Below are 22,520 nucleotides of genomic sequence, written 5' to 3' on the forward strand. Positions count from 1 at the left end.
ACGGAGGGCCCCGCCGATCGGCGGAGCCCTCCGAAGGATGCTGTGGTCAGGAGACCGAGATCGCCCCGTTGCTGGCCCGGACGCAGGCCACCGCTCGGGCGCTGGTGGAGGCCGCGCCGCTCAGGCACTGGCCGAGCACCTGGTGCCCGGTGGCGTTCGGGTGCCACGACTCCTGGCAGGTCTGGAAGTAGCTGACGCAGGTGTTGGCGATGCGCTGGATGGCGATCTTGTCCTTGCCGGCGAGGCTGGTGACGAAGGTGCCGGTCGCGCCGTCCTGGAGCCGGATCGGGGTGGCCAGCGCGCCACTCGGGCTGCTGGTCTGCTCGCAGAGCCGGGCACCGTTGAAGGCCTGCTGCACGTTGAGGTACACCAGGTCGTCGGCGGGGAACTCGGCAGCCAGAGTGTCCCGGGTGGACTTCACGATGCCGCCCAGACCCTGGGAGAAGCGGTGCCCCGGCGCCAGGCTGGCCCGGTGGATCGGGCAACCGGCCGCGTACCGCTCGGCACCCAGGTCACGGAACTTGTCCCGGGTGTCGTCCCGGCTGTCCTCCTCGTGGAACTGCTGGTTCAGGTCCAGCGGCAGCGGGTTCGTGTAGTCCTGGAACACCACCCGGTGCTGCCCGTCCGCGTCCACCTGGTCGAGGGTGGTCAGGATCTGGCGTACGGCCGCGGTGGTCTCCGCGGTCGCGGCGCTGAGCTGCGCGGCGGTGGCCAGGTCGGCGTCGCTGCACGGCTTCTGCTCCACCGGCCCGTTCAGGTACGCCCAGAACTCCCACCAGCCGGTCCAGGCGTCGGCGATGAACCGGTTGGCGCACTTCTCCGCGACGCTGCCGAAGGTGAACGAGCTGTTGTTGGAACCGAGGCCGATCAGCACCAGGTCGATGTCCTGGGTCTGCGCGACGGCGCGCAACTGGCTCAGCTGCGAGGCCACGGTACGACCGTTGGTCCGCGCCTGGGAGGCGTTGGCGATGTCGTGTGGCTGGCCACCGGAGCAGGCCAGGTTGAACCGGTTCTGGATGCCCGGCAGGTTGGCCTGGTTGAGCGAGGCGTTCGCCGAACGGTGGCAGAAGAACGCGTTGTTGTTCGCCGCCGTCCAACCGGGGAAGCCCTGGCTGACTCCGTTGACGTCGACGACCGGGGTGTACGCCCCGGCGCCCTCGCCGCTGATGAAGCTGTCCCCGAGTGCCACCGCGGCGGTGGGCAGCGCGGCAGCCGCGGGTGCGGGCAGCGCGACGGCGGTCGACAACGCGGCCATGGCGATCGTTAGTCCCGCGGCGAGCGCGGTACGCCGGAACCTGGGCATGGGGCCCCCAACCATCGAAAGATGAAAGATTCTCTGAGAGCGCGATCAGATCACCCCGGCGCGACAGGCGTCAATGGCCCGTAACAGATTCGTTCGATGAAAGACACGGGCGCGTAGGGACGAGGGGCTAGCGCGTCGAGTTGGCCCGCGTGCCGGTGGCGGTGTCTCTGCGTGGTTTCATGATCACCCGAACGCTGTTCGTTGGCTCACGTCCGGACGGCCACGCGCGGCGGGTCGCGTAGGTCCTCCGGTAGTTGTCCTAGCCTCGGGCTAGGCTCGCTGCGGCGCGCCACGCCGGCTGATGTCGCCGGTGACCGGCAGCACACCGCCGAGACCGGGGAGTACGACCAGTTGACCGCAGAGCCAGACACCCTGTACGGGGCCGATGACCTCACCCACCTTGAGGGGCTGGACGCTGTCCGCAAGCGGCCCGGCATGTACATCGGTTCCACCGACAGCCGTGGCGTGGGTCACCTCGTCAACGAGATCCTCGACAACTCCACCGACGAGGGTGTCGCCGGTCACGCCAGCCACGTCGAGGTGATCCTGCACGCCGACGGCTCGGTGCAGGTCGACGACGACGGCCGGGGCATCCCCACCGACGTGCACGCCAAGTCCGGCATCTCCGGCGTCGAGCTGGTGCTGACCCGGTTGCACGCCGGCGGCAAGTTCGGCGGCTCCGGCTACAAGACCTCCGGGGGTCTGCACGGCGTCGGCGCGTCGGCGGTCAACGCGCTGTCCCGTCGCTTCGACGTGACCGTCCGCCGGGCCGGCAAGATCCACGCGATGTCGTTCCGACACGGCGTCCCGGGCATCTTCGACGGCGACGGGCCGGACGCCCCCTTCACCGCCGGCCCCGGGCTCCAGGTGACCGGGGCCATGAAGCGCGGCCAGCGCACCGGCACCTCGATCCGCTGGTGGCACGACGCCCGCTACTTCGAGACCGGCGCCGCGCTCGACGTCGACGCCGTCCGGATGAAGCTGCGCAACACCGCCTTCCTGGTCCCCGGCGTGACCTACCTGCTCCGCGACCTGACCGGTGAGGCGCCCGCCGAGGAGCGGTTCCACTACCCCAACGGGCTCAGCGACATGGTGGAGTTCCTCGCCCCGGCCGGCGACCGACCGGTCTCCGGCACCCTGCTGGTCAACGGCGAGGGCACCTACCGGGAGAACGCCGCCGACGCCAACGGCGTCATGCAGTCCAACGTGCAGCGGCGCGCCGAGGTCGAGGTGGCGTTCCGGTGGGGCACCGGTTACGAGCGCACCGTCGAGTGCTTCACCAACACCATCCGTAACGCGCACGGCGGCACCCACCGCAAGGGTTTCGAGCGGGCCCTCGTCCGCGCGCTCGCCGACGCGATCCGTAACACCCGCGGCCTGCTCAAGGCCAAGGAGGAGCCGCCCACCCTGGACGACGTCCTGGAGGGGATGACGGCGGTGGTGCACGTGCGGATCCCCGAGCCGCAGTTCACCTCGCAGACCAAGGACGAGCTCTCCACCACCGGCATCACCAAGGTTCTCCAGTCCCTGGTCGACGCGCACATCAAGGCATGGCTGGAGGACCGGCGCACCAAGGCCGAGGCGCGCACGGTCCTGCAGAAGATCGTCGACGCCGCCCGGGTGCGGCTCACCCAGAAGCAGCAGAAGGACGCCGCTCGGCGCAAGACCGCCCTGGAGGGCGCGTCCATGCCGCCGAAGCTCGTCGACTGCCGGGCCACCGGCATCGATCGCAGCGAGCTGTTCATCGTCGAGGGTGACAGCGCCCTGGGCACGAGCCGGATGGCCCGTTCCTCGGAATACCAGGCGCTGCTGCCGATCCGCGGCAAGATCCTCAACGTGCAGAAGGCCAACCTCCAGCAGGTTCTGGACAATGCCGAGTGCGCGGCCATCGTGCAGGTCCTCGGCGCCGGCTCGGGGCGCACCTTCGACCTCTCCGCGCTGCGTTACGGCCGTGTGCTGATCATGGCCGACGCCGACGTGGACGGCGCCCACATCCGTACGCTGCTGATCACTCTGTTCGCCCGGTACATGCGCCCGCTGATCGAGGCCGGTCGGCTCTACGCGGCGATGCCGCCCCTACACAAGATCACCACCAAGGGGCGCAGTCCGCAGACGGTCTACACCTACACCCAGGCCGAGATGGAGACGACGGTCCGCAAGCTGGAGAAGGCCGGCAAGCAGATCGTCACGCCCATCCCGCGGTTCAAGGGTCTCGGTGAGATGGACGCCGACGAGTTGTGGGACACCACGATGAACCCGGCCACCCGGGCCGTCCGCCGGATCACCCTCGACGACGTCGACGCCGCCGAACGCATCCTCGAACTGCTGATGGGCGAGAAGGTCGAGCCGCGCCGCAACTGGCTCATCGACTCCGCCGACCGCGTCGACCGGGATGCGATCGACGCGTGAGCGAGCGACAGCGAGCGAATCTCGATACAGCGCGATGGTGTCTCACGCCGTTGCGAAGCAACGGCATGAGCGCCCGTTCCGTTCCAATGGAGAGCTGAGTCATGGCACGCCGTAAGGAAAACAAGGTCGACCTCTCCTCGTTCGACCAGGCCGGCGCGCGGGTCTTCGACAACCCGCTGGTCACCGAGGTTTCCGACTCCTACCTGGAGTACGCGTTCTCGGTCATCCACTCCCGCGCCCTGCCCGACGCCCGCGACGGCCTCAAGCCCGTGCACCGGCGCATCCTCTGGTCGATGTACGAGCAGGGCTACCGCCCCGACCGTGGGCACGTGAAGTCCGCCCGAATTGTCGGGGACTGTTTCGTCGCCGGCACACTCGTCTCCACACCTGATGGCCTGCGGCAGATCGAGAAGATTGAGGTCGGGGACCTCGTGCTGGACGGTGAGGGTGCATCGGTCCCGGTCACCGCCGTGTATCGAAACCCGACCTCCGACCTCGTTCGCCTCACCTGGAGTAATGGGCACACGATGCTCGTCACCCCAGGCCAACGCTTCCGGGTGGTCGCGGACGACCTCTCGGTGCAGTGGGCCGAGGCTCGGGATCTGGCGGGACGCCTTTCGCTGGCCTACGGGAGCCGTCGTAGCGAGGTGTCGACGCAACCTGGCAACGTCTACGACTACGTGCGCGGACTGCTGGTAGCCGAGGGCTTCCCGGCCGACCGGAATCGCGCAGCGGACGGCCGGGTTCGGATCCACATGTGTGACATCGAGCCGCTCGATGTCGCTCACGGCTGGGCCATCGCCAGTGGGGTGAACGTCTCCCGAGGTAAGCGCGAGGCGCGCAACCCCCTCCATCGCGACCAGCACATTCTGACCTTCAGTCGGCACGAAGGGCTGCTGGAGGCCACGGAACCGCTCAGCCGCGACAAGTACGTTCCCCGTGACATCGTCGAGAACCGATCGGCGTGGGCACCGTTCCTCGCTGGCTTCTTCGACGGAGACGGTTACGTCCGTAAGCGCTTCAGGGAGATCGTCTTCGTCAGCACGAGCGAGGTGCTGGTACGGCAGATCTACGCCATGCTCGCCGACCTTGGGCTGCATGGGCATCATTGGATCAGCGGTCGTGCCTCCGCCGGTAACCCACTCTTTGGCCTATCGGTCTCCGGGCGGGACGCCGCAGAGCTTGCCCGTTTGCTGTTGCCCTGGGTGCGGACCGGATACAAGCACGATGGCTTGCAGCGGGTTACCGATATCGGCTACGAGTACAGCGGCAAGCAGGGCGACGACCGGTTGCCGTACGGTCCGGTCGTCGCGGAGTTCACGGCCGCGCACCAGGGCGGCGGGTGGTTCCGGGACCAAGACGGCCAGGCGTTTCGCGCCTCGCTCTCGGCGAGCGGCGGACCGAAGGTACGGTACGGCAAGGACCGCAATGGCGTAGCGCTTGCGGACCGGTCGTTCCAGTTGGAGCGTGCGGTCCGGGACGGTTGGATCGACAAACTCCACCGCCTCGGCTCTCCACTCGCAGCTCGACTGGAAGCGTTGGTCGGGAGCTCGTTTCTCCGAGTCACCTCGGTCGAGGAGGTGTCACCTGACGTTACGTACGACATTCAGGTTGGCAGTGACGAGCACGCGTTCGTCGCCGAGGGCTACGTCGTTCACAACTGCATGGGAAAGTACCATCCGCACGGCGACACGGCGATCTACGACGCGATGGTCCGCCTCGCGCAGGACTTCTCGCTCAACGTGCCCCTCATCGACGGGCATGGAAATTTTGGATCTCCAGACGACGGCCCGGCTGCCAGCCGTTACACCGAAGCCCGAATGTCCCGCGAGGCCATGCTGCTCGTCGGTGAGCTGGGCGAGGACACCGTCGACGTCGAACCCAACTACGACGGGTCGCTGACCCAGCCGACAGTGCTGCCGGCGGCCTTTCCCAACCTGCTGGTCAACGGCGCGTCCGGGATCGCGGTCGGGATGGCCACCAACATGATCCCGCACAACCTGGCAGAGGTCGTCTCCGCGGCCCGCTGGCTGATCAACCACCCGGACGCCACTCTGGACAAACTCATGGAGTTCGTCCCCGGCCCCGACCTGCCCACCGGTGGGGTGCTGCTCGGCCTGGACGAGGTGCGCCGGGCGTACGAGACCGGCCGCGGCGTGGTGCGGATGCGCGGCAAGGTGGAGATCGGCCCGATCGAGGGCAGCCGGGGCCGTCAGGCGATCACCGTTGTCGAGCTGCCCTACGGTGTCGGCGCGGAGAAGGTCATCGCCGCGATCACCAACGAGGTCACCAAGACCAAGCGGCTGACCGGCATCGCGGACGTCAAGGACCTCACCGACCGGGAGAGCGGCACCCGGCTCGTCGTGGAGTGCAAGGTCGGAGTCAACCCACAGGCGTTGCTGGCCGACCTCTACCGGTTGACCCCGCTGGAGCAGTCGTTCGGCGTCAACAACCTGGTCCTGGTCGACGGGCAGCCGCGCACGCTGGGCCTCAAGGCGCTGCTGGAGGTCTTCCTGGCCCACCGGTACGAGGTGGTCACCCGGCGCACCTCGTACCGTCGGCGCAAGCGTCAGGAGCGGCTGCACCTGGTCGACGGTCTGCTGATCGCGCTGTTGGACATCGACGAGGTGGTCCGGCTGATCCGGGGCAGCGATGACGCGCAGGCAGCGAAGGACGGGCTGATGAGCAGGTTCGGCCTCTCCGACATCCAGGCCACCTACATCCTGGACACTCCGTTGCGCCGGCTGACCAAGTTCGACCGGATCGAGCTGGAGGCCGAGCAGGAGCGGCTGCGCTCCGAGATCGCCGAGCTGAGCAAGATCCTCGACGACGAGCGGGTGCTCAGGAAGGTCGTCTCCGACGAGCTGGCGGCCGTGGTCAAGCAGTTCAGCACCGAACGCCGTACGACGCTTGTCGACGGTGACCTCAAGGAGGTCTTGGCCGCGTCCGCGCCGGCCGGCCCGCTGGAGGTCGCCGACGACCCGTGCCAGGTGATCCTCTCCGCGACGGGGCTGGTCGCCCGGACCGCGGCCGAGTCGGAGGAGAGCTCCGAAGGGCGCCGACGCAACGGCCGGGTCAAGCACGACACGGTACGCGCCACAGTGCACTCCACCGCCCGTGGTCGGGTGCTGCTGTTGACCAGTGCCGGTCGGGCGTTCAAGGTCGACGTCCTGCCGCTGCCGGTGCTGCCCGAGCAGGCGGGCACCGTGTCACTGCGTGGCGGTATGTCCGCGGCCGAGCTGGTGCCGTTGGCGGCGGGGGAGACCGTCGTCGGCCTGGCCCCGCTCGGCGGGCAGGCGGAGGGCTCACCGGGGCTGGCGTTGGGCACCCGACAGGGCGCGGTGAAGATCTGCTCACCGGAGTGGCCGGTGCGCTCGGACGAGTTCGAGGTGATCGGTCTGCGCGACGGTGACGAGGTGGTCGGGGCGACCTGGCTGACCGACGGCACCGAGACGCTGACCTTCGTCACCTCGGAGGCGTCGCTGTTGCGCTTCCCCGCCGGGCTGGTGCGGCCGCAGGGCCTCAAGGGCGGCGGTATGGCCGGCATCAACCTGCCGGTCGGGGCGCGGGTCGCGTTCTTCGGCGCGGTGCGCACCGACGACCCGGGGCACGGCGAGCCGATGGTGGTCACCTCCACTGGCGCGACGGTCAAGGTGACGCCGTTCAAGGCGTACCCGGCAAAGGGCCGGGCGACCGGCGGCGTGCGCGCGCACCGCTTCCTCAAGGGTGAGACGGACGTGGCCGTCGCCTGGGTGGGCCCGCGACCGGTCGGCGCGACCGGCACCGGCGAGCCGGTCGAGCTGCCCGCTGCGGACCCACGCCGCGACGGCAGCGGCTTCGCGGTGATGCTCGGCCCAACGGTGGTAGGCCACCTGATCGAACGCGACTGACCCCGTTGTCGTGCCGCCCCGGGGGCACGCCGGGGCGTGTCCGGCCCCAAGATCTGCACAACGTGGGGGAAGTTGCTGCTTCCGGGATGCCGCAGGCAGCAGTTTCCCTGGCTGTGCGGATCTTGACGGTCGAGCCGCCGAAGATCGTGCTCGATCCAGGAAGTAGTGGTTTCACCGGCGCGGTGATGCCACTCGATCCTGGATCAAGCACAATCATGCGCAGTGGGGCGTCCGCCGGCGCGGTATGGTGGTGGCCTCTGTTGTCGGTGAGGGTCCGGGTGCACCGCGAAGCACCCCTCAACATGATTTCTTCTTTGTCCGGCGGAGTCGCCGGCGCGGCGTGAGCGCCGCCATCCGGGTCCGGCCGAGGCGTGAGTTACGTGCCGCCCGCCGTCCCCGGCCACACCGCTGTTGGGGCCACCTGATCGCCGCGCCACTCTGGCCGCTGCACGGCGCGAACCTGGGCACCCTGTTGCGTACGTGCGACGCGGTCGGCGCCTGCCTCGCCGTGCCGCCGTTCCGTTGGGTGGACGAAGCCGTCGCCCGGGGCAACACGCTGCGCCAGCCGGGCTGCGTCCACCGGGTCGGCAGTCCGCTGCGCTGGCTGGCCGCCGAACGGGCCGCCGGTGCCCGGGTCCTCGGGGTGGAGTTGGCCGACGAGGCCGTCCGGCTCGGTGATCTGCCCGCCGCTCGGAGCCGTACCGTGGTGCTGTTGGGCCACGAGGCGACGGGCATCCCGCCCGAGGCGCTCGACCAGCTGGACGCGGCGGTGGAGATTCCCATGGTCGGCCACGGCCACAGCCTGAACGTCGCCGTCGCCGGCTCCCTGGTCCTCTACAAACTAGCCGGCCTCCTCTAGGGCCTGTTCATAAGAGCTGGCCGGCCTGCGGCGGGCCCGGACGACGACCGGCGGTGTTGCGCCTTCGTCCGGATACCGGTGTTGTATCCGGACGAAACCACGCCTTGCCGGATCGCCGACCGGACTCCGCCTCGACTCGACCGCCCCTATGAAACAGACCCTGGGGCAGCCGCCGGTTGAGATGTTGCCGGGGCGGACCGGGTAGCTGGGCGAGGTCAGCAGGTGCGGGAGTTGTAGGCGGCCCAGTAGGGGCCGCCGCCCTGAGGCGGGTAGAACCGGTAGTTTCCGTCGGGCGATCGCTGCAGGACGAACTGGTGCGAGCCGTACGGACTCCGGGAACCCGTCGCCCCGCGGTACACCACGTACGCCCATCCGTTCTGGCTGTCGTCCTGCACCAGCTTGTCGCCGGCCTTCGTCCAGCTGTTCCGGCCTGCGGAGCCATCCGCTGAGAGGCCCTTGTCGCGCTGGAAGTTCCTCGTCGCGGCATCGGTCTGGTCGCCGAAGACACCGTCGATCCCAGACGAGGGCAGGTAGCCATTCGCCCAGAGGATCGTCTGCCACAGACAGGCGACGTTCGAGTTGCGGTGCGTGGTGACGTTGGTGACGCCTTCGTCATCGAAGTCGTCAGACACCGCGCCGGTGCCATGGACGTACGCCCTGCCCGTGTAGGAGCCGCTGGCTGCGGCCGGCGTGGCGATGGTGACGTTGACGCCGATTGCCAACGCCGCGCCGATGGCGGGTACCGCAGCTCTCTTGAGGACGCGGCGGATGGAGCGGTGCGACGACATGCATCTCCTTCGGTCGGGAATCATGGGGGGCAACGGTGCTGGGCGACGCGCAGACGGCGGTGTCAGACCTGGCACGACGAGGCGAGGTGCCTCGCGCCAGGTGTGGATGGTCCCGTTTGGCTTCACTCCGTCGTCGTGCGACCAGTCCTGGCGATTGGTGCTCTTGGATGGAGCGGTGAGGACAGTAGAACCGTCCTCACCGCTCCGGGGCCCCCCGTGAAGAAGGTACGGTGGGGCCGGTACACCCGCCGCACAACTAACGCATAGATCCTTTACTCGCCCGCGTTGTCCGGGTGTTGTGCGCATTGCGGTACATGGCTGTGCCCACATGTGAGGTGCCTGGTTGCGTTTCGAACTCCTTGGCCCGTTCCGGGTGTACCGCGACGACCGGTCGGTTCCACTGGGCTCGGTGAAGCAGCGTCTCCTGCTGGCGACCCTGTTGCTGCGCCCGAATGAGGTCGTCGGCACCAACGAGTTGGCCGCGATGCTGTGGGGCGACGACGAGCCGGCGTCGGCCGCCGCGAATCTGCGCACCTATGTGCGCGGGTTGCGGCGGTCGCTGGGTGGTGGAGCGACCTGGGATGGGATAACCGCTGCGGCAGGCGGCTACCTGCTGCGGGTGGGCCCAGGCGAACGGGACCTGGACCTGTTCGACGCCGCGGCGGCGCGGGGCCGCGAGGCGCTCGCCGCTTCCGATCTGGACCGGGCTGAGGCCGAACTTTCCGCCGCAATGCGCCTGTGGCGTGGTGTTCCGCTGTCTGACCTGCCGCTGCGCTCGGCGCTGGCTCGGCGGGTGGCGCAGTTGGAGGAGCGTCGGCTGCTCGTCGAGGAGGACTACGCCGAGGCGATGCTGGCCCGCGGCGCGTCGGCCGACGTCGTGCAGCGGTTGCGCGGCCTGCTCGACCGGCATCCGTTGCGGCAGCGGGCGTGGGGCCAGCTGATGGTGGGCCTGTACCGCATCGGAGACGTAGCCGGCGCACTTGATGCTTTCCGGCAGGCCCGACAGAGGCTCGCGGAGGAGACCGGCCTCGATCCCGCGCCCGAGCTCGTCACGCTGTACGACGACATCCTGCATCACCGCCCGAGCCTGATGGCGCAACCGTCAACGGGGCCGGACCGGCCGGCGCCGGAGACGACAGGGGGGCCGCTCATTCAGCGCCCCGAGCAACTGCCGCGTGCGGTGCCGGAGTTCGTCGGACGCAGCGTCGAGTTGGCAGGCCTCGACGGGCTTCTGCACGGCGGGGCTGAGGGGCCGACGAGCGTGGCCATCTCCGTGGTGTCCGGCATGGCCGGAGTCGGCAAGACGGCCCTGGCGTTGCACTGGGCGCACCGGGTTGCCGACCGCTTTCCGGACGGTCAGCTCTATGTGAACCTTCGCGGCTACGACGAAGCCGGCGTGGTGTCCCCGTCCGACGCCCTGTCCGGCTTCCTCGAAGCGCTCGGCGTGCCGCACGCCCGGATACCCTCCGACATGGAGGCTCGGACTGGTCTCTACCGCAGCCTTCTGGCTTCGCGTCGGATGCTTCTGGTGCTGGACAACGCTCGCGACTCGGCCCAGGTGCACGCCCTGCTGCCCGGTGCGGGCAGCTGCATGGTTGTGGTCACCAGCCGTGATCGTCTCGGCGGCCTGATCGCCGCCGAGTGTGCCACTCCGTTGACACTGGACGTGCTGACGGCGGAGGAGTCGAGGAGCCTGCTCGCCAGACGTCTCGGGGTCAGCCGGCTCGCCTCCGAGTCGGTGGCGGTGGCCGACATCATTGAGGCCGCAGGCCGGCTTCCGCTGGCACTGTCGATAGTGGCGGCGCGTGTCGCGACCCATCCCACGTTCCCGCTCGGGGCGATCGCCGCCGAACTGCACTCGGCCGAGGCGAGGCTTGACGCGTTGGCCGACGGTGACGTCCGGCGCGTCTTCTCGTGGTCGTTCCTGGCCCTGGGGGCGGACGCGGCCCGGCTGTTCACCCTGCTGGGGCTGCATCCGGGCCCGGACCTGACCACCGCCGCGGCCTCGGCGCTCGCCGGTGTGTCGGCTGCTGCGGTCACGCCGATCCTGCGGGAACTGACCCGGCTCCATCTGCTGGCTGAGCACGTGCCCGGCCGGTTCGCCTTCCATGATCTTCTGCGCGCCTATGCGGCCGAGCTTGCACAGTCGTCGGAGCGCGGCGACGAACACGTCGCGGCCCGACGGCGCCTGTACGACCACTACCTGCATGCCGCCTATCCGGCCGCCCGGCTGCTCCAGCCGCAGTGGCCCCCGATCGAGCCGGTGCCGCCACTGTCCGTACCCGCCAGGTCGCCGGTGACCGATCACGACGGCGCGCTCGCCTGGTTCACGGCGGAGCATCGGGTGCTGGTCCGGGTGGTCCGACAGGCCGCCGAGAACGGCTTCGAGACGTACGCCTGGCAGATCGCCTGGGCGCTCACCACCTTCGTGGCGCCGCGCGGTCTCTGGCAGGACCAGCTCGCCATCCAGGAGGTCGCGTTGGGCGCCGCGGAGAAGATCGACGACCTCAGCGGTCAGGCCGTCGCCAACCGGCTGGTCTCCCGCGCGCTGACCCGACTGGGCGACCGCACCACGGCCGAGTACCGCCTCAAGCGTGCGCTCGAGCTGCACGAACGTCTCGGCGACCCGATCGGCCAGGCCCAGACGCTGCACAACTACTGCGAACTCTGCTACCTGGACGGCCGGCTCGACGAGGCGCTCGCACACGGTCGCGAGGCGCTGCGGCTCTACCGGCTGGTCGGCAATCACGCGGGCGAAGCCCGGACGCTCAACGCGATCGGTTGGCTGCTCGCCACCACAGGCGATTACGTCCAGGCCATCGCCAGCTGCACCGAGGCCCTCGACCAGCAACGACGGACCGACGACCGCAATGGTCAGGCTGCGACGCTTGACAGCCTCGGCTTCGCCTACGACCGCCTGGGTGAACGCGACCGCGCGGCCAACTGCTACGAGCAGGCGATCGAACTCTTTCGCGACTCCGCGGACCGGTATCACGAGGCGGAGACCCTCATCCGGCTCGGGGACACCCGGGAAGGGATGGGCGACCGTGACGCGGCCGCTGCCGCTTGGCGGCTGGCCGCGCGGATCTACGAGGACGTGGGCGATCCCGCAGCCGAGGAAATCCGCAGCCGCCTTGAACGTCTGGTCTCGCCCTAGTGCAGCCGCGGGGTCAGGCGACGTTGTGGGGGCGGAACTGGACGCTCACCCGGGGGCCCACCGGGCGGGTGGTCTTGGGGATGGCGTGTTCCCAGGTGCGCTGGCAGGAGCCACCCATGACGATCAGGTCGCCGTGGCCCACCGGGAAGCGCAGGCTCTCGCCGCCGCCGCGTGGGCGTAGGAGCAGCGGTCGGGGTGATCCGAAGGAGACGATCGCGACGATGGTGTCGGTGTGCGCCGAGCGGCCGATGGTGTCGCCGTGCCAGGCCACGCTGTCGCGCCCGGAGCGGTAGAGGCACATGCCGGCGGTGACGAAGGGCTCGCCCAGCTCGGGCGCGTAGTGCTCGCTGAGTGCGGCCCGTGCGGAGGTGAGGACGCGGTGGGGGAGCTGCCTCGCCCCGTCGTACCAGCAGAGCAGGCGGGGCACGTCGACCTCGGCGTCATACATGGTGCGCCGCTCGGCACGCCAGGGCACCTCGCTGAGCAGGGTGTCGAGGACGGTGTCGGAGCCGCGCACCCAACCGGGGAGGTGGTCGACCCAGGCACCCCGGCTGAGCTGGTGCCGGCGGATCTGGCCGGGCAGTGGCCCCAGGGTCGGCCCGGCGTCGGCCAGGTCGAGCATCGACGGCTGGTAGGCGGCCTGCGTCATACGGCCACCCTAGCAGCAGTTTCGTACACCCGTGCTAGTGGCGTCTGGCGTCGAACACCGCGTCCGCCACCCGCGCCCGGCCCTGGCCGTCGACGGTGGACCAGGCGCGCGCGGCGAGCGTCGCGCGCCGCTGCGGCGAGCTGAGCAGCCCGTGCAGGGTTCGCGCCGCCGTCGCGCGGGCGGCTCGTCCGGCGACGCCGCTCGCGGTCAGTTCCGGCAGCTCGCCGAGGCCGGCGGCCAGGCCGTGACGAACCACCCGGGTGTACGACTCACGTTGGTTGTCGACCACGCAGACCAGTGCGCTGGGTGCGCCGAGGCAGCAGAGTTCCCAGGTCGACGTGCCGGCGGCGCTCACCACCAGGTCGGATTCGGTGATCAGTGCCGGCAGCGAGGTGGTGGGCGGGACCGCTCGGATGGTCTGCCCCCGGCCGGGGGCGACATCGTCGACCTCCGCCTCGATCTCGGGTCGGCCGACGATGACCGTGAGGTCCATCGGGTGACCGGTGGCCGCCAGCACCCGGGTCAGGACCGGGGCCGCGCCGACCGCGTCGGTGCCGCCGAAGAAGGCCAGCACCCGGGGGCGGCTGACCGCCCTGGCGGGCGGGGCGACCGGCGGCCGGGCGCTGATCACGGTGTCGCGCAGCAGGGCGTACCCGCTGCCGGCGAGCAGCCGGCCGGGCAGCGCCGCGGCGGACCCCAGCTCGGGCAGGTCCGCCCCGGCACTCAACCTGGGCAGCTCCGCTCCGAAGTTCTGGTCGAGGTAGAGGTCCGCGACCTGGCCCCGGCTGTCGCCGTCGATGATGGCGAGGGTGTGGACCCCGGCGGCGCGCACGGCGCCGGCTCCGGCCGGGTCCAGTTCGTAGGAGTCGAGGACCAGTACGTCCAGGTGGTGTCGGCGGGCCGCCTCGACCAGGTCGGCCGCCGACTCCGGGCCGGGGAGTAGCGGGATGCCCCGCGCGGCCAGCTCCGTGGTTGCCCAGTCGAGCCGTTCGACGGTGCCGAACACTGTGACGTCGGCACCCCGGGCGAGGAACTCCTCGGCGAGCGCCAGGCAGCGGACGAGGTGGCCGACGCCGCGCCGTGGCCCGGCGTCACAGCGCAACCCGACCCTCAGGGTGCTCAGGATTCCTCCAGGTGCTTCTGTCGTACGTCGGCGTTGAGCGCGCGCAGCCGGGGCTGGCCGTCGAGCCAGTCGGCGAGCTTGGCCAGCGGCACGCTGACGTCACCGAAGTGGTCGATGATCGCGCTGACCAGCGTCCAGTCCTGCTCGGTGTCGAGGGTGAGCCGCAGCGCGGAGCGGTCCGGGGTGAGCGTCACCCCGAGCACCCGGAACAGCTCCGGATGGGTGTACGCGTACGAGGTGACGTGCACCCGGTGGTGGTCGGTGGCGAGCCGGCCCAGGGTGCGCAGCGTCTCCGCTCGGATGATCTCGACGTCGAGCCCTCGGGGCAGGGTCCGGGCGATGGACGTGCTGGCGTAGTCCAGCCCGGGGACCGCCCGGTACACCGATGCGACCAGGGTGATGATCTCCGGGTCGAGCAGGGGACAGTCGGCGGTGAACCGCATGACGGCGTCTCCCGGGTGCGCCGCGAGGGCGCCCACGAACCGGTCGAGCACGTCGTCGACCGGCCCGCGGTGGCACGGCACGTCGAGCCGCGCGCACTCGGCGGCCACCGCGTCGTCGACCGCGTCGGTGCTGGTGGCAACGACCAGGTCGGCCAGGACGCCGCTGTCGTAGGCGGCGCGTACGACCCGGCCCAGCACTGAGCGTCCGGCGAGCGGGCGGAGCACCTTGCCGGGCAGCCGGGACGAACCCATCCGAGCCTGCACGATGCCGACGATCCGCAGCCCCGCGTCGTCCGTGGAGGCCCCGGCCACCGGTACGCCGGTCACTGCTGCTCCTCCTGCTTGGGGGCGAGCACCGCGGTGGCCCGGCGTTTGGCGGCGCGGGCACCCCGTTTGGCCAGCCGGGCCGGGGTGATGGCGAGCCGGCCCACCCGGTAGCTGAGCGACCCGCTGAGCAGGCTGATCGTCGTCTCGGCCCGGCGCAGCGCCCGTTCCCGCGAGGTGAGCAGTTCCTCGGTCCACGCGGCCAGCGCCGCCAACCGGGTGAGTTCCTCGCGCTGGCGCAGCCACGCCTCGCGTAGCTGCTGGTAGCTGTGCCCGCCGACCGGCGGGTCGGTCGGCGTGACGGCGTGCAGTTCGGTGGCGAGGCCGACAGTGCCGTCGGCGTCCAGCCCGTGCAGCGCGGCGGCGATGGCCGCCTCGGCCTCGATCGCCTCGCTGACTGTCGCGCGGTCGAGGTCGTGGCCGGCGAGTCCGCCGAGCACCACGGTCAGGCCCGCGACGTCGAGAGTGGACGACCATGGGTGGGCGTACCCGCCGGTGAGCAGGCCCGCGGCGAAGCGCCACAGCCCGCGGGCGAGCACCACGTCGGCGGGCAACGCGGCGGTGGCCCGCCAGCTGGGGTCGAGCACCGCGTACCGCTCGCCGTCGACCACCACGTTGTCGGTGCCGGCCAGCGCCGCCGCTCCGGCGATCCGGCCGTCGGCATCGGCCTGGCCGGCGAGCCAGCCCGCGTACCCGTGCAGCAGCGCGCGCAGGGTGGCCAGGTCGCGGCGCAGCGAGGCGTCGAGCAGCAGGGTACGCAGCAGCCGGCCGGACGGCACCGGTCCGGACAACGCGTCGGCGTCGCGGTAGGCGGCCTCGCGGCTGGCGAACGGCGCGGCGGCCGGCGTCGTCGCGTCGGTGGCCGGGATGAGCCCCCAGCGCCAACCGGACGGGCCGTGCAGCACCTCCTGCACGCCGATGCCGGGGCGACCGGTCTGCACGAGAGCCACCGGCAGGTCCGCCTCGACGACCGGCGTGGCCGGGTCCGTGGGTTCGGCGGGCCGGTGGGCGAGGGTCAGCCAGCCCGGTGCGAGGTCGGCGGCACGCCCGGCGTGCAGGGCGTCCACCGCGAGCCGGGCCGGGTCCTGGAGCACTGTGGCGCTGGTGAAACCCCCGGCGCAGGCGCCGTGCAGCACCGCGTCGAACAGGCCGGAGCCCGCGTCCCGGTCGAGGTGGTCGGCGTCCAGCAACGCCGTCGGGGTGCTGACATCGGGGTACGCGGCCCAGCACGCGGCCGGTCGCAGCCCTGCCGCGCCGAGCCGCTCGCGCAGTTGGTCCCGGTTGGCCGGGTGGGCGCGGTCCAGCACACCACCGATGGTCCAGGCGGAGTCGTCGCGGCGGGCGTACCAGGGGCTGGTGTCCACGAGCCGGTGCAGGCCCAGCGGGTTGTCCAGGCGCAGCAGCAACGCGCCGCCCGGCCGGACCGCGGCGACGAGTCGTGCCAGCACGGCGTCCCAGCCGAGGCGGGTGCCCTCCACCGACTCCACCGGGTCCAGCCCGGCAGCCGCGATCACCACGTCGTACGTCTCGTCGTCGGGTAGCCCGGCCGGGCCGCCCACCACCACGCGGGCGGCCCGGTCCGCCAGCGCCACCGCGTCCAGGTGGCTGCGCAGCAGGCAGGTGACCTCGGCGTGGGTGAGCTGGTCGAGCAGTGCCGGGTCGTGTGGACCGGCCACCAGGACCCGGGCGCCGGGCGGCACCAGCCGTGCGGCCAGCGCGGCGAGCGGCCCACCGTTGGCCAACCGTTCCTGCGGCAGGTCCGACCAGGCCAGCATCTCGCCGCCCGGCAGGGTGATCCGGTCGGCGGGTGCCGTCTCAGTCGTCACTGTCTTCCTCTTCCTCCTGGAGGTTCGCCCAACCGAGCAGCTCGCGAAGCTCGGCGGGCGTGCATCGGTGGTCGGTGCCCAGCTCGGCGCGGGCGATCTCGACGGCGGTGGGCAGGTCGACAGTGGTGCCGTGCAGCTGCGGCCACTGCCGTCGGATCCGAGCGGTACCGCCGAAGGTGGGGTCCTCGTTGGACAGGATCATCGGGTCGCCGTAGACCGCCGGCTCGCATCCGGCCGCGATGCCGTAGAAGATCGCGCTGGTCAGCCGGTTGGATGCTACCCGGCGGTGGCGGCGCAGTTCGGTGAGCTGTCGGTCGAGGAACTCCGGGTCGGTGTCCTTCCACCAGTGTCCCCGGTAGCCGTGGCAGATCACCCGGAACCCGGCGCGCTCGTAGAGCCGGCGTACGTTGCGCATCCGGTACTCGTGCCAGTACAGGCAGACCGTGACCGGACCGGGCTCGGTGTCCTGGATGAGGTCGATCAGTTTGCGGTGGTCGCCCTTGACGTGTTGACCCTCCCAGCCGTGGAACGGGTACCAGATCGTGCCCTCCCGCTCCTCGGCCGGTGGTTCCTCGGGTCGCATCGCCAACAGGTAGGTGAACGGCGCGCCGATGACCACCACGTTGCGTCGCCCCACCGACCAGGCCCGGCGGCGGGTCTGCTCCGACCAGAGCAGGCTGGGGGTGCGTTCGGCGTACGGGTGGCCGGGGGCCAGGCCGTCACCGATGTTCCAGCCGTGCTGCACGTACCCGTTGATCCGGGGTGGGTGCCGGTCGCCGAGGCCGGCGTAGCGGGCCAGCACATGCGCGTGGCCGTAGAAATGGTTGGCGTGGTGCATCAGGTTCCCATCAGACGGCGAGACGCACCGGGCCACCGCGCACAGCGGCGGTCAGCGCGTCGATGACGCGGTCCTGGTCGGCGTCGCTGAGCCCCGGGTACAGCGGCAGCGAGAGCTGCTGGGAGTAGAACGACTCGGCCACCGGGCAGGATCCGCGCCGGTAACCCAGGTCGGCGAAGGCCGGGTGCCAGTGCACCGGGATGTAGTTGACCTGGACGCCGATGCCGGCGGCGCGCATCCGGTCGTACACCTCGCGGCGGCGTCCGTCGAGCACTCGGATCGGGTAGAGGTGCCAGGCCGGGTCGGCCCACGACCTGCGGTTGGGCAGCAGCACGCCGTCCAGGTCGGCCAGCGCCTCGTCGTAGCGGGCGACCAGGGCGCTGCGGCGGGCCGTGAACTCGCCGAGCCGACGTAGTTGGCTGCGGCCCAGGGCGCAGAGCACGTCCGGCAGCCGGTAGTTCAGCCCGAACTCGTGCACCTCCTGGTGCCAGTCGCCCTCGTCCGGGAACCGCAGGTCGTCGCGGTCGCGGACCACGCCGACACCACGGAACCGGCGGGCCCGCTTCAGGATCTCCGGGTCCAGTGCCGCGACCGCGCCACCCTCGGCGGTGGTCAGGTTCTTCGTGGGAAAGAACGAGAACGTGGTGAGGTCGGCGAGCGAACCGACCGGCCGACCGTGGTACGTACCGCCGACGGAGTGCGCCGCGTCGGCGAGCAGCAGCGCGTCGCTGCCCTCGATCGACGTGCGCAGCGCGTCGTAGTCGGCGGGGTGGCCGGCGTAGTCGACGGCGGCGACGACCTTCGTGTGCGAGGTGACCGCGGCGGCGGCCGCCGCCGGGTCGAGGCAGAACGTCTCGTCGTCGACGTCGGCGAACACGATCTTCGCGCCGAGGGCGACCGCGCTGCTGGCGGTCGCCACGAACGTCATCGGCGGGACGACCACCTCGTCGCCCGGCCCCACCCCGGCCGCCGCGTACGCCACGTGCAGCGCCGCGGTGCCGTTGGAGACGGCGGCGACACCGACTCCGCCGGTCCACCGGGCGAGGTCGGCCTCGAAGGCGTCGACCTGCGGACCGGTGGTGAGCCAGTCGCCGCGCAGCACGTCGGCGACGGCGGCGACGTCGTCCTCGCTGATCGACTGCCGGCCGTACGGGAGCATCCCCGTCATCCGTTGATGCCGAGCATGTCGCGCAACTGCTCGACGCTGAGCCACTCGTCGTTGGTGTCCGACTGGTAGGCGAAGCCGTCCGGCACCGGGTCGCAGTCGCTCGGCGCCTGGTAGCCCCAGGTGGCGATGGTCGGTTGGACGATGAACCGGCCGTCGGCACGCAGCGTCCGCCGGCTGTCGTCGGGCGCGATCATCTCCTCGTGCAGCTTCTCGCCCGGCCGGATCCCGATCTCGTGGGTGGTGGCGTCCGGGGCCACGGCCTCGACCAGGTCGAGGATGCGCATGCTCGGGATGCGCGGTACGAACAGCTCGCCGCCCTGCATCTGGTCGAACGAGTCCATGACGAACTGCACGGCCTGGTCCAGGGTGATCCAGAAGCGGGTCATCCGCTTGTCGGTGATCGGCAGACTCTTGCCCTCGGCGGCCAGCCGGCGGAACAGCGGGACCACCGAGCCGCGGCTGCCCACCACGTTGCCGTAGCGCACCACCGAGAACCGGGTGGGGTGCTGGGCGGCGTAGTGGTTGGCCGAGACGAACAGCTTGTCGCCGACCAGCTTGGTCGCGCCGTACAGGTTGATCGGGCTGGACGCCTTGTCGGTGGAGAGCGCGATGACCTTCTTGACGCCGGCCTCGATCGCCGCGTCGACGACGTGCTGCGAGCCGGTGATGTTGGTGGCGATGTACTCCGAGGGGTTGTATTCCGCGGTGTCCACCTGCTTCAGCGCGGCGGCGTGCACCACGTGGTCGACGCCGTGCATGGCCCGGGTGAGGCGGTGCCGGTCCCGGATGTCGCCGATGAACCAGCGCAGCCGCGGGTCGTCGCCGAGCTGCTGGCGCAGCTCGTACTGCTTGAGCTCGTCGCGGGAGAACACCACCACGCGGGCGGGGTCGGCCTCGTTGAGGATGTGCCGGAGGAACGTCCTGCCGAAGGAACCAGTTCCCCCGGTGATCAGAATGGACGATCCATTCAACTCACTCAATGTGGTGCTCCCGTGTTCGTGGATGAACGAGCGGCCCTGGGCCGGCCGACCGGGGTGACACGCTAGCCATGGCGGGTTAACTCCCCGACGCTCGCGGGTGAACCGCAACCTCTGCTCCCGTGAATGCCGAACACCGCGCAGGCGAACACTTCCGACCGCCCCGGATGTGGGCTGACCTGGCCGGACCGGGCCGTTACAGTGACCGCGCGAACGACCCGGCGGCCCGGCGCGCAGCCAGGTCAGGCGTTCACCCGACATCCACACCGGCTCGGTGCGAGCGGGCCGCCCCGAGCGTCTCCGACGCCGGGCGGTGGGCCCGTGAATCCGCGCGGGCCCGGTACGGCCGGCAATTCTGGAGGCGTTCATGGCACCCGGTAGTGACGTGATCGAACGGCCGGTGGTGGCGGCCGGGACGCCGAGCGGCCCGCCCGCCCGACGGTGGCTGGTGCCGCTGCTGCTGGTCGTCGGTTGGATGCTCAGCGTGGCCTGGCGCATGTGGTGGTCCCGGCACACAGTGCTGCCCATCGCGCACACCGACGAGGACAGCTACCTGAACACCGCCCGCGCGTTGGCCGGCGGTCCGGGGGGCTTCAGCAGCGAGAACGACCTGCTGCGCCGGGTCGGCTACCCGATGCTGATCTCGCCGGCGTTCCTCGGGGACCGGGACTTCACCGACAGCTACCGGATCGTCCAGCTGATCAATTCGATGGCGAACTCGACGTTGCTGCCGCTGGCGTACCTGTTCGGTCGTCGTCTGTTTCAGCTGCGCCGCTCGTACGCGCTGCTCGGCGCGGTCGCGGCGGCGACCCTGCCGGCCACCGCCTTCTACGCGGGCGTCGCCATGATCGACGCGGTGATGGCGCCGCTCGTGGTCGCCTGGCTGCTCGCCGTGCACCGCTGGATCACCCGGCCCGGCCCCCTCGCCGCCGCCACAGTGGGCCTGCTCGTCGGCGGGTTCCACCTGCTGCACTCCCGCGGCCTGGTGATCGTGGCCGTGCACGCCGGGCTGGTCCTGCTTCTGTTCGTCCGCCGCCGGATCAGCCCGCCCGTGGTGCTCGCGGCGCTGCTGCCGGTGCTCGCCATGGCGCTCGTCAACGAGGCCGCCATCCGCTACCTCGGCGGCAAGGTCTACCTGCTCGGCAGCACTCCCGGCGGCAGCACGCTCGACGCGATCGCCTCCGCCCAGGGCGTGGTCCGGGTGAGCGCCGCGGTCACCACCCAGCTCTGGTACCTCGTGGTGATCACGTTCGGACTGGCCGGGGTGGCCTGGGCCGGGGCAGTCCGCGAGCTGTGGCGTCCGCGGCACGGCGACGCGGCCCGCTGGACGATGGGCGTGGCACTGGTGGTGACCGTCGGGGTGGCCGGCGGCGCGTCGGTGATCCTGTCCGGCATCACCGGCAAGCCGCTGGACGCGATCTACGGCCGGTACGTGCAGATGCTCGCGCCGTTCTGGCTGCTGGTCGGCGTGGGGGTGCTGTTCACCGCCGGCTGGCGGGTGGTGCTGCGCCGGGCGGCGGTCGCGGTGGCGTTGCTGGTTGGTGGCGGCGCGCTGATCGCGGCCCGACTCGCGTACGTGGCCAGCCAGGGCCACGAGCTGCGCTACGGCGGTTTCAGCGCACCGGACCTGGTGGCGTTGACCGGGGGCTGGCGGGAGTTGCGACCGGTTGTCGGGTCGCTGGTCGGCATCGCCGGCTGTGTGCTGCTCGTCGCCGCGGCCCGGGTGCCCCGCCTGCGGCTGCCGATCCTCGGCGCCCTCGTGGTGGTCAACCTCGTCACGATGCAGGTGATCGACCAACGAATCGTACGACCGGCCGCCGAGAGCACCGCCCCGACGCCCCGGGTGGCCGACGTGGGCGTACGCCCCGGCGAGCGCGTGTGGGCCTCGACCGGCGTGCACTACGTCCTGCGGTTCAACCTCAGCCACCAGGTGACCTGGACCGACGTCCGGTGGTTCGGTGACAAGCAGCCGCCGGCAGCGGCGCAGGTCGTGTTCGCCCGCTGGGCACCCGGGCAGGCCGACGACTGGGACGGGGCGGCCTACGGCTTCGTTCGACTCGGCGGTAACCCGGCGCAGCACTGGGCCGCCTGGCGGCGCGTCTGACCCACCGCGCCCGTTGGAATCCGCTATTCGTGAACGGCGGATGTCCACCGGGAGCACTGTCGGTTAATGGTTCCCGTCCATTTCGGAAAATGGTCCACCAATCAGCGCTGGCGGCGGTCCGCCCGAGCCAGGGAAATCGGGACGACGGTGATTTCCCGGCCGTCGGACAGCTCCTGTCGCGGTGAGCCCTCGACAAATCGGAAACGTCGGTTCATCTGTCGTACGACGGTATTGTGGCCGAGCACCTCGCCGTCGAGTCGATCCAGGTGCAGCCCGTCGAAGGCGTACTCGACGGCCTCCCGCATGACCCCCAGCCAGGCCGGCAGCGTCTCGCCCCGGGCGTCCAGGCCCTCGGCGTCGAGATAGAAACCCCACGCGCCGGTCCGAGGGCCATCCAACCGCAGGTCGAAGAAGGTGACCACACCGCAGGGCCGGTCGTCGCGGACGTACACCAGCACCCGCCGGGACGGGTCGTCGCGGACCGCCGACCACCAGCGGGCGTGCTCGGCGGCGGTGATCTCGTGGCTGGTCTTGCTGACCTGTCGATTGGTTTCCTGATTACGCCAGGACAACATCAGATGAACGTCGTCCGCCGTCGCTTCGCGCAGCACGTGCGTCTCGCTTTCCTAGCCGTTCACGTCGGGCCCCGGCACCTTACCCGG

At 70.8% G+C, this 22,520-nt stretch carries 15 protein-coding genes and 2 pseudogenes; 7 read left to right on the plus strand and 10 right to left on the minus strand.

Annotated features, from left to right (window positions below; translation table 11 throughout):
• Positions 1 to 46 precede the first annotated feature (46 nt).
• On the minus strand, positions 47 to 1,303 hold the full coding sequence (locus tag ACGF3C_RS12190) for a hypothetical protein (protein ID WP_357230173.1): 1,257 nt from the start codon (positions 1,301 to 1,303) through the stop codon (positions 47 to 49).
• Between the two features lie 351 nt (positions 1,304 to 1,654).
• On the opposite strand from ACGF3C_RS12190, the gene ACGF3C_RS12195 reads away from it, so the two are divergent.
• From ACGF3C_RS12195 to ACGF3C_RS12215, 5 genes and pseudogenes are all read left to right on the plus strand, one after another.
• The gene (locus tag ACGF3C_RS12195; RefSeq protein ID WP_091401367.1) at positions 1,655 to 3,712 is read left to right on the plus strand and encodes a type IIA DNA topoisomerase subunit B; all 2,058 of its coding nucleotides are present in this window, start codon (positions 1,655 to 1,657) and stop codon (positions 3,710 to 3,712) included.
• Between the two features lie 101 nt (positions 3,713 to 3,813).
• A pseudogene (locus tag ACGF3C_RS12200) lies at positions 3,814 to 4,068 on the plus strand (DNA gyrase subunit A); the annotation flags it as partial.
• Positions 4,042 to 4,872, plus strand: a pseudogene (locus ACGF3C_RS12205) (LAGLIDADG family homing endonuclease); the annotation flags it as partial. The pseudogenes ACGF3C_RS12200 and ACGF3C_RS12205, both read left to right, overlap by 27 nt.
• A gap of 420 nt (positions 4,873 to 5,292) precedes the next feature.
• Positions 5,293 to 7,602: a DNA topoisomerase (ATP-hydrolyzing) gene (locus ACGF3C_RS12210; RefSeq protein WP_393221909.1), complete on the plus strand. Its 2,310-nt coding sequence runs from the start codon at positions 5,293 to 5,295 to the stop codon at positions 7,600 to 7,602.
• A 340-nt stretch (positions 7,603 to 7,942) separates the two neighbouring features.
• Positions 7,943 to 8,461 carry a TrmH family RNA methyltransferase gene (locus tag ACGF3C_RS12215; RefSeq protein ID WP_355006793.1) on the plus strand — a complete coding sequence of 173 codons (519 nt, stop codon included), beginning with the start codon at positions 7,943 to 7,945 and terminating at the stop codon, positions 8,459 to 8,461.
• 215 nt (positions 8,462 to 8,676) lie between these two features.
• Here the strand turns inward: ACGF3C_RS12215 and ACGF3C_RS12220 are convergent, their stop codons facing one another.
• Complete coding sequence (locus ACGF3C_RS12220; protein ID WP_357233594.1) at positions 8,677 to 9,249, minus strand: peptidoglycan-binding domain-containing protein; 573 nt, start codon at positions 9,247 to 9,249, stop codon at positions 8,677 to 8,679.
• A gap of 343 nt (positions 9,250 to 9,592) precedes the next feature.
• On the opposite strand from ACGF3C_RS12220, the gene ACGF3C_RS12225 reads away from it, so the two are divergent.
• Complete coding sequence (locus ACGF3C_RS12225) at positions 9,593 to 12,406, plus strand: BTAD domain-containing putative transcriptional regulator (RefSeq protein WP_393221360.1); 2,814 nt, start codon at positions 9,593 to 9,595, stop codon at positions 12,404 to 12,406.
• A 13-nt stretch (positions 12,407 to 12,419) separates the two neighbouring features.
• Here ACGF3C_RS12225 and ACGF3C_RS12230 read toward each other — a convergent pair whose 3' ends face one another.
• The 7 genes from ACGF3C_RS12230 to pseB are packed head-to-tail and all read right to left on the minus strand — an operon-like array spanning position 12,420 to position 19,757.
• On the minus strand, positions 12,420 to 13,055 hold the full coding sequence (locus tag ACGF3C_RS12230) for an alpha-ketoglutarate-dependent dioxygenase AlkB (RefSeq protein ID WP_357233590.1): 636 nt from the start codon (positions 13,053 to 13,055) through the stop codon (positions 12,420 to 12,422).
• A 34-nt stretch (positions 13,056 to 13,089) separates the two neighbouring features.
• A complete protein-coding gene (locus ACGF3C_RS12235) occupies positions 13,090 to 14,178 on the minus strand; it encodes a PseG/SpsG family protein (RefSeq protein WP_393221912.1) in 1,089 nt (362 codons plus the stop codon).
• Positions 14,175 to 14,903: a cytidylyltransferase domain-containing protein gene (locus ACGF3C_RS12240; protein WP_393221915.1), complete on the minus strand. Its 729-nt coding sequence runs from the start codon at positions 14,901 to 14,903 to the stop codon at positions 14,175 to 14,177. Before ACGF3C_RS12240 ends, ACGF3C_RS12235 begins: the two co-directional genes overlap by 4 nt.
• Before the next feature lie 41 nt (positions 14,904 to 14,944).
• A complete protein-coding gene (locus tag ACGF3C_RS12245; RefSeq protein ID WP_393221365.1) occupies positions 14,945 to 16,771 on the minus strand; it encodes a class I SAM-dependent methyltransferase in 1,827 nt (608 codons plus the stop codon).
• Positions 16,761 to 17,609, minus strand: a complete 849-nt coding sequence (locus tag ACGF3C_RS12250; RefSeq protein ID WP_357229967.1) for a hypothetical protein — start codon at positions 17,607 to 17,609, stop codon at positions 16,761 to 16,763. Before ACGF3C_RS12250 ends, ACGF3C_RS12245 begins: the two co-directional genes overlap by 11 nt.
• Positions 17,610 to 17,619: 10 nt before the next feature.
• Entirely contained in the window at positions 17,620 to 18,777 is a 1,158-nt protein-coding gene (locus tag ACGF3C_RS12255; RefSeq protein WP_357229969.1) for an aminotransferase class I/II-fold pyridoxal phosphate-dependent enzyme, read from the minus strand.
• The gene (gene pseB, locus ACGF3C_RS12260; protein ID WP_357229971.1) at positions 18,774 to 19,757 is read right to left on the minus strand and encodes a UDP-N-acetylglucosamine 4,6-dehydratase (inverting); all 984 of its coding nucleotides are present in this window, start codon (positions 19,755 to 19,757) and stop codon (positions 18,774 to 18,776) included. The genes ACGF3C_RS12255 and pseB overlap by 4 nt, the downstream gene beginning before the upstream one ends.
• Positions 19,758 to 20,121: 364 nt before the next feature.
• On the opposite strand from pseB, the gene ACGF3C_RS12265 reads away from it, so the two are divergent.
• On the plus strand, positions 20,122 to 21,858 hold the full coding sequence (locus tag ACGF3C_RS12265; protein ID WP_357229973.1) for a hypothetical protein: 1,737 nt from the start codon (positions 20,122 to 20,124) through the stop codon (positions 21,856 to 21,858).
• Positions 21,859 to 21,959: 101 nt separating this feature from the next.
• On the opposite strand, the gene ACGF3C_RS12270 is transcribed toward ACGF3C_RS12265, so the two are convergent.
• On the minus strand, positions 21,960 to 22,469 hold the full coding sequence (locus ACGF3C_RS12270; RefSeq protein ID WP_393221370.1) for a GNAT family N-acetyltransferase: 510 nt from the start codon (positions 22,467 to 22,469) through the stop codon (positions 21,960 to 21,962).
• Between the last annotated feature and the right edge of the window lie 51 nt (positions 22,470 to 22,520).

This window comes from Micromonospora sp. NPDC047762, assembly GCF_043204655.1.
GTDB lineage: Bacteria > Actinomycetota > Actinomycetes > Mycobacteriales > Micromonosporaceae > Micromonospora.

Bases quoted from the DNA above. Each gene is read 5' to 3' on its own strand.
- ACGF3C_RS12250 (WP_357229967.1), bottom strand. From the start codon at position 17,609: ATGCACCACGCCAACCATTTCTACGGCCACGCGCATGTGCTGGCCCGC.
- ACGF3C_RS12265 (WP_357229973.1), top strand. From the start codon at position 20,122: ATGGCACCCGGTAGTGACGTGATCGAACGGCCGGTGGTGGCGGCCGGG.
- ACGF3C_RS12190 (WP_357230173.1), bottom strand. From the start codon at position 1,303: ATGCCCAGGTTCCGGCGTACCGCGCTCGCCGCGGGACTAACGATCGCC.
- ACGF3C_RS12220 (WP_357233594.1), bottom strand. From the start codon at position 9,249: ATGTCGTCGCACCGCTCCATCCGCCGCGTCCTCAAGAGAGCTGCGGTA.
- ACGF3C_RS12230 (WP_357233590.1), bottom strand. From the start codon at position 13,055: ATGACGCAGGCCGCCTACCAGCCGTCGATGCTCGACCTGGCCGACGCC.
- ACGF3C_RS12255 (WP_357229969.1), bottom strand. From the start codon at position 18,777: ATGACGGGGATGCTCCCGTACGGCCGGCAGTCGATCAGCGAGGACGAC.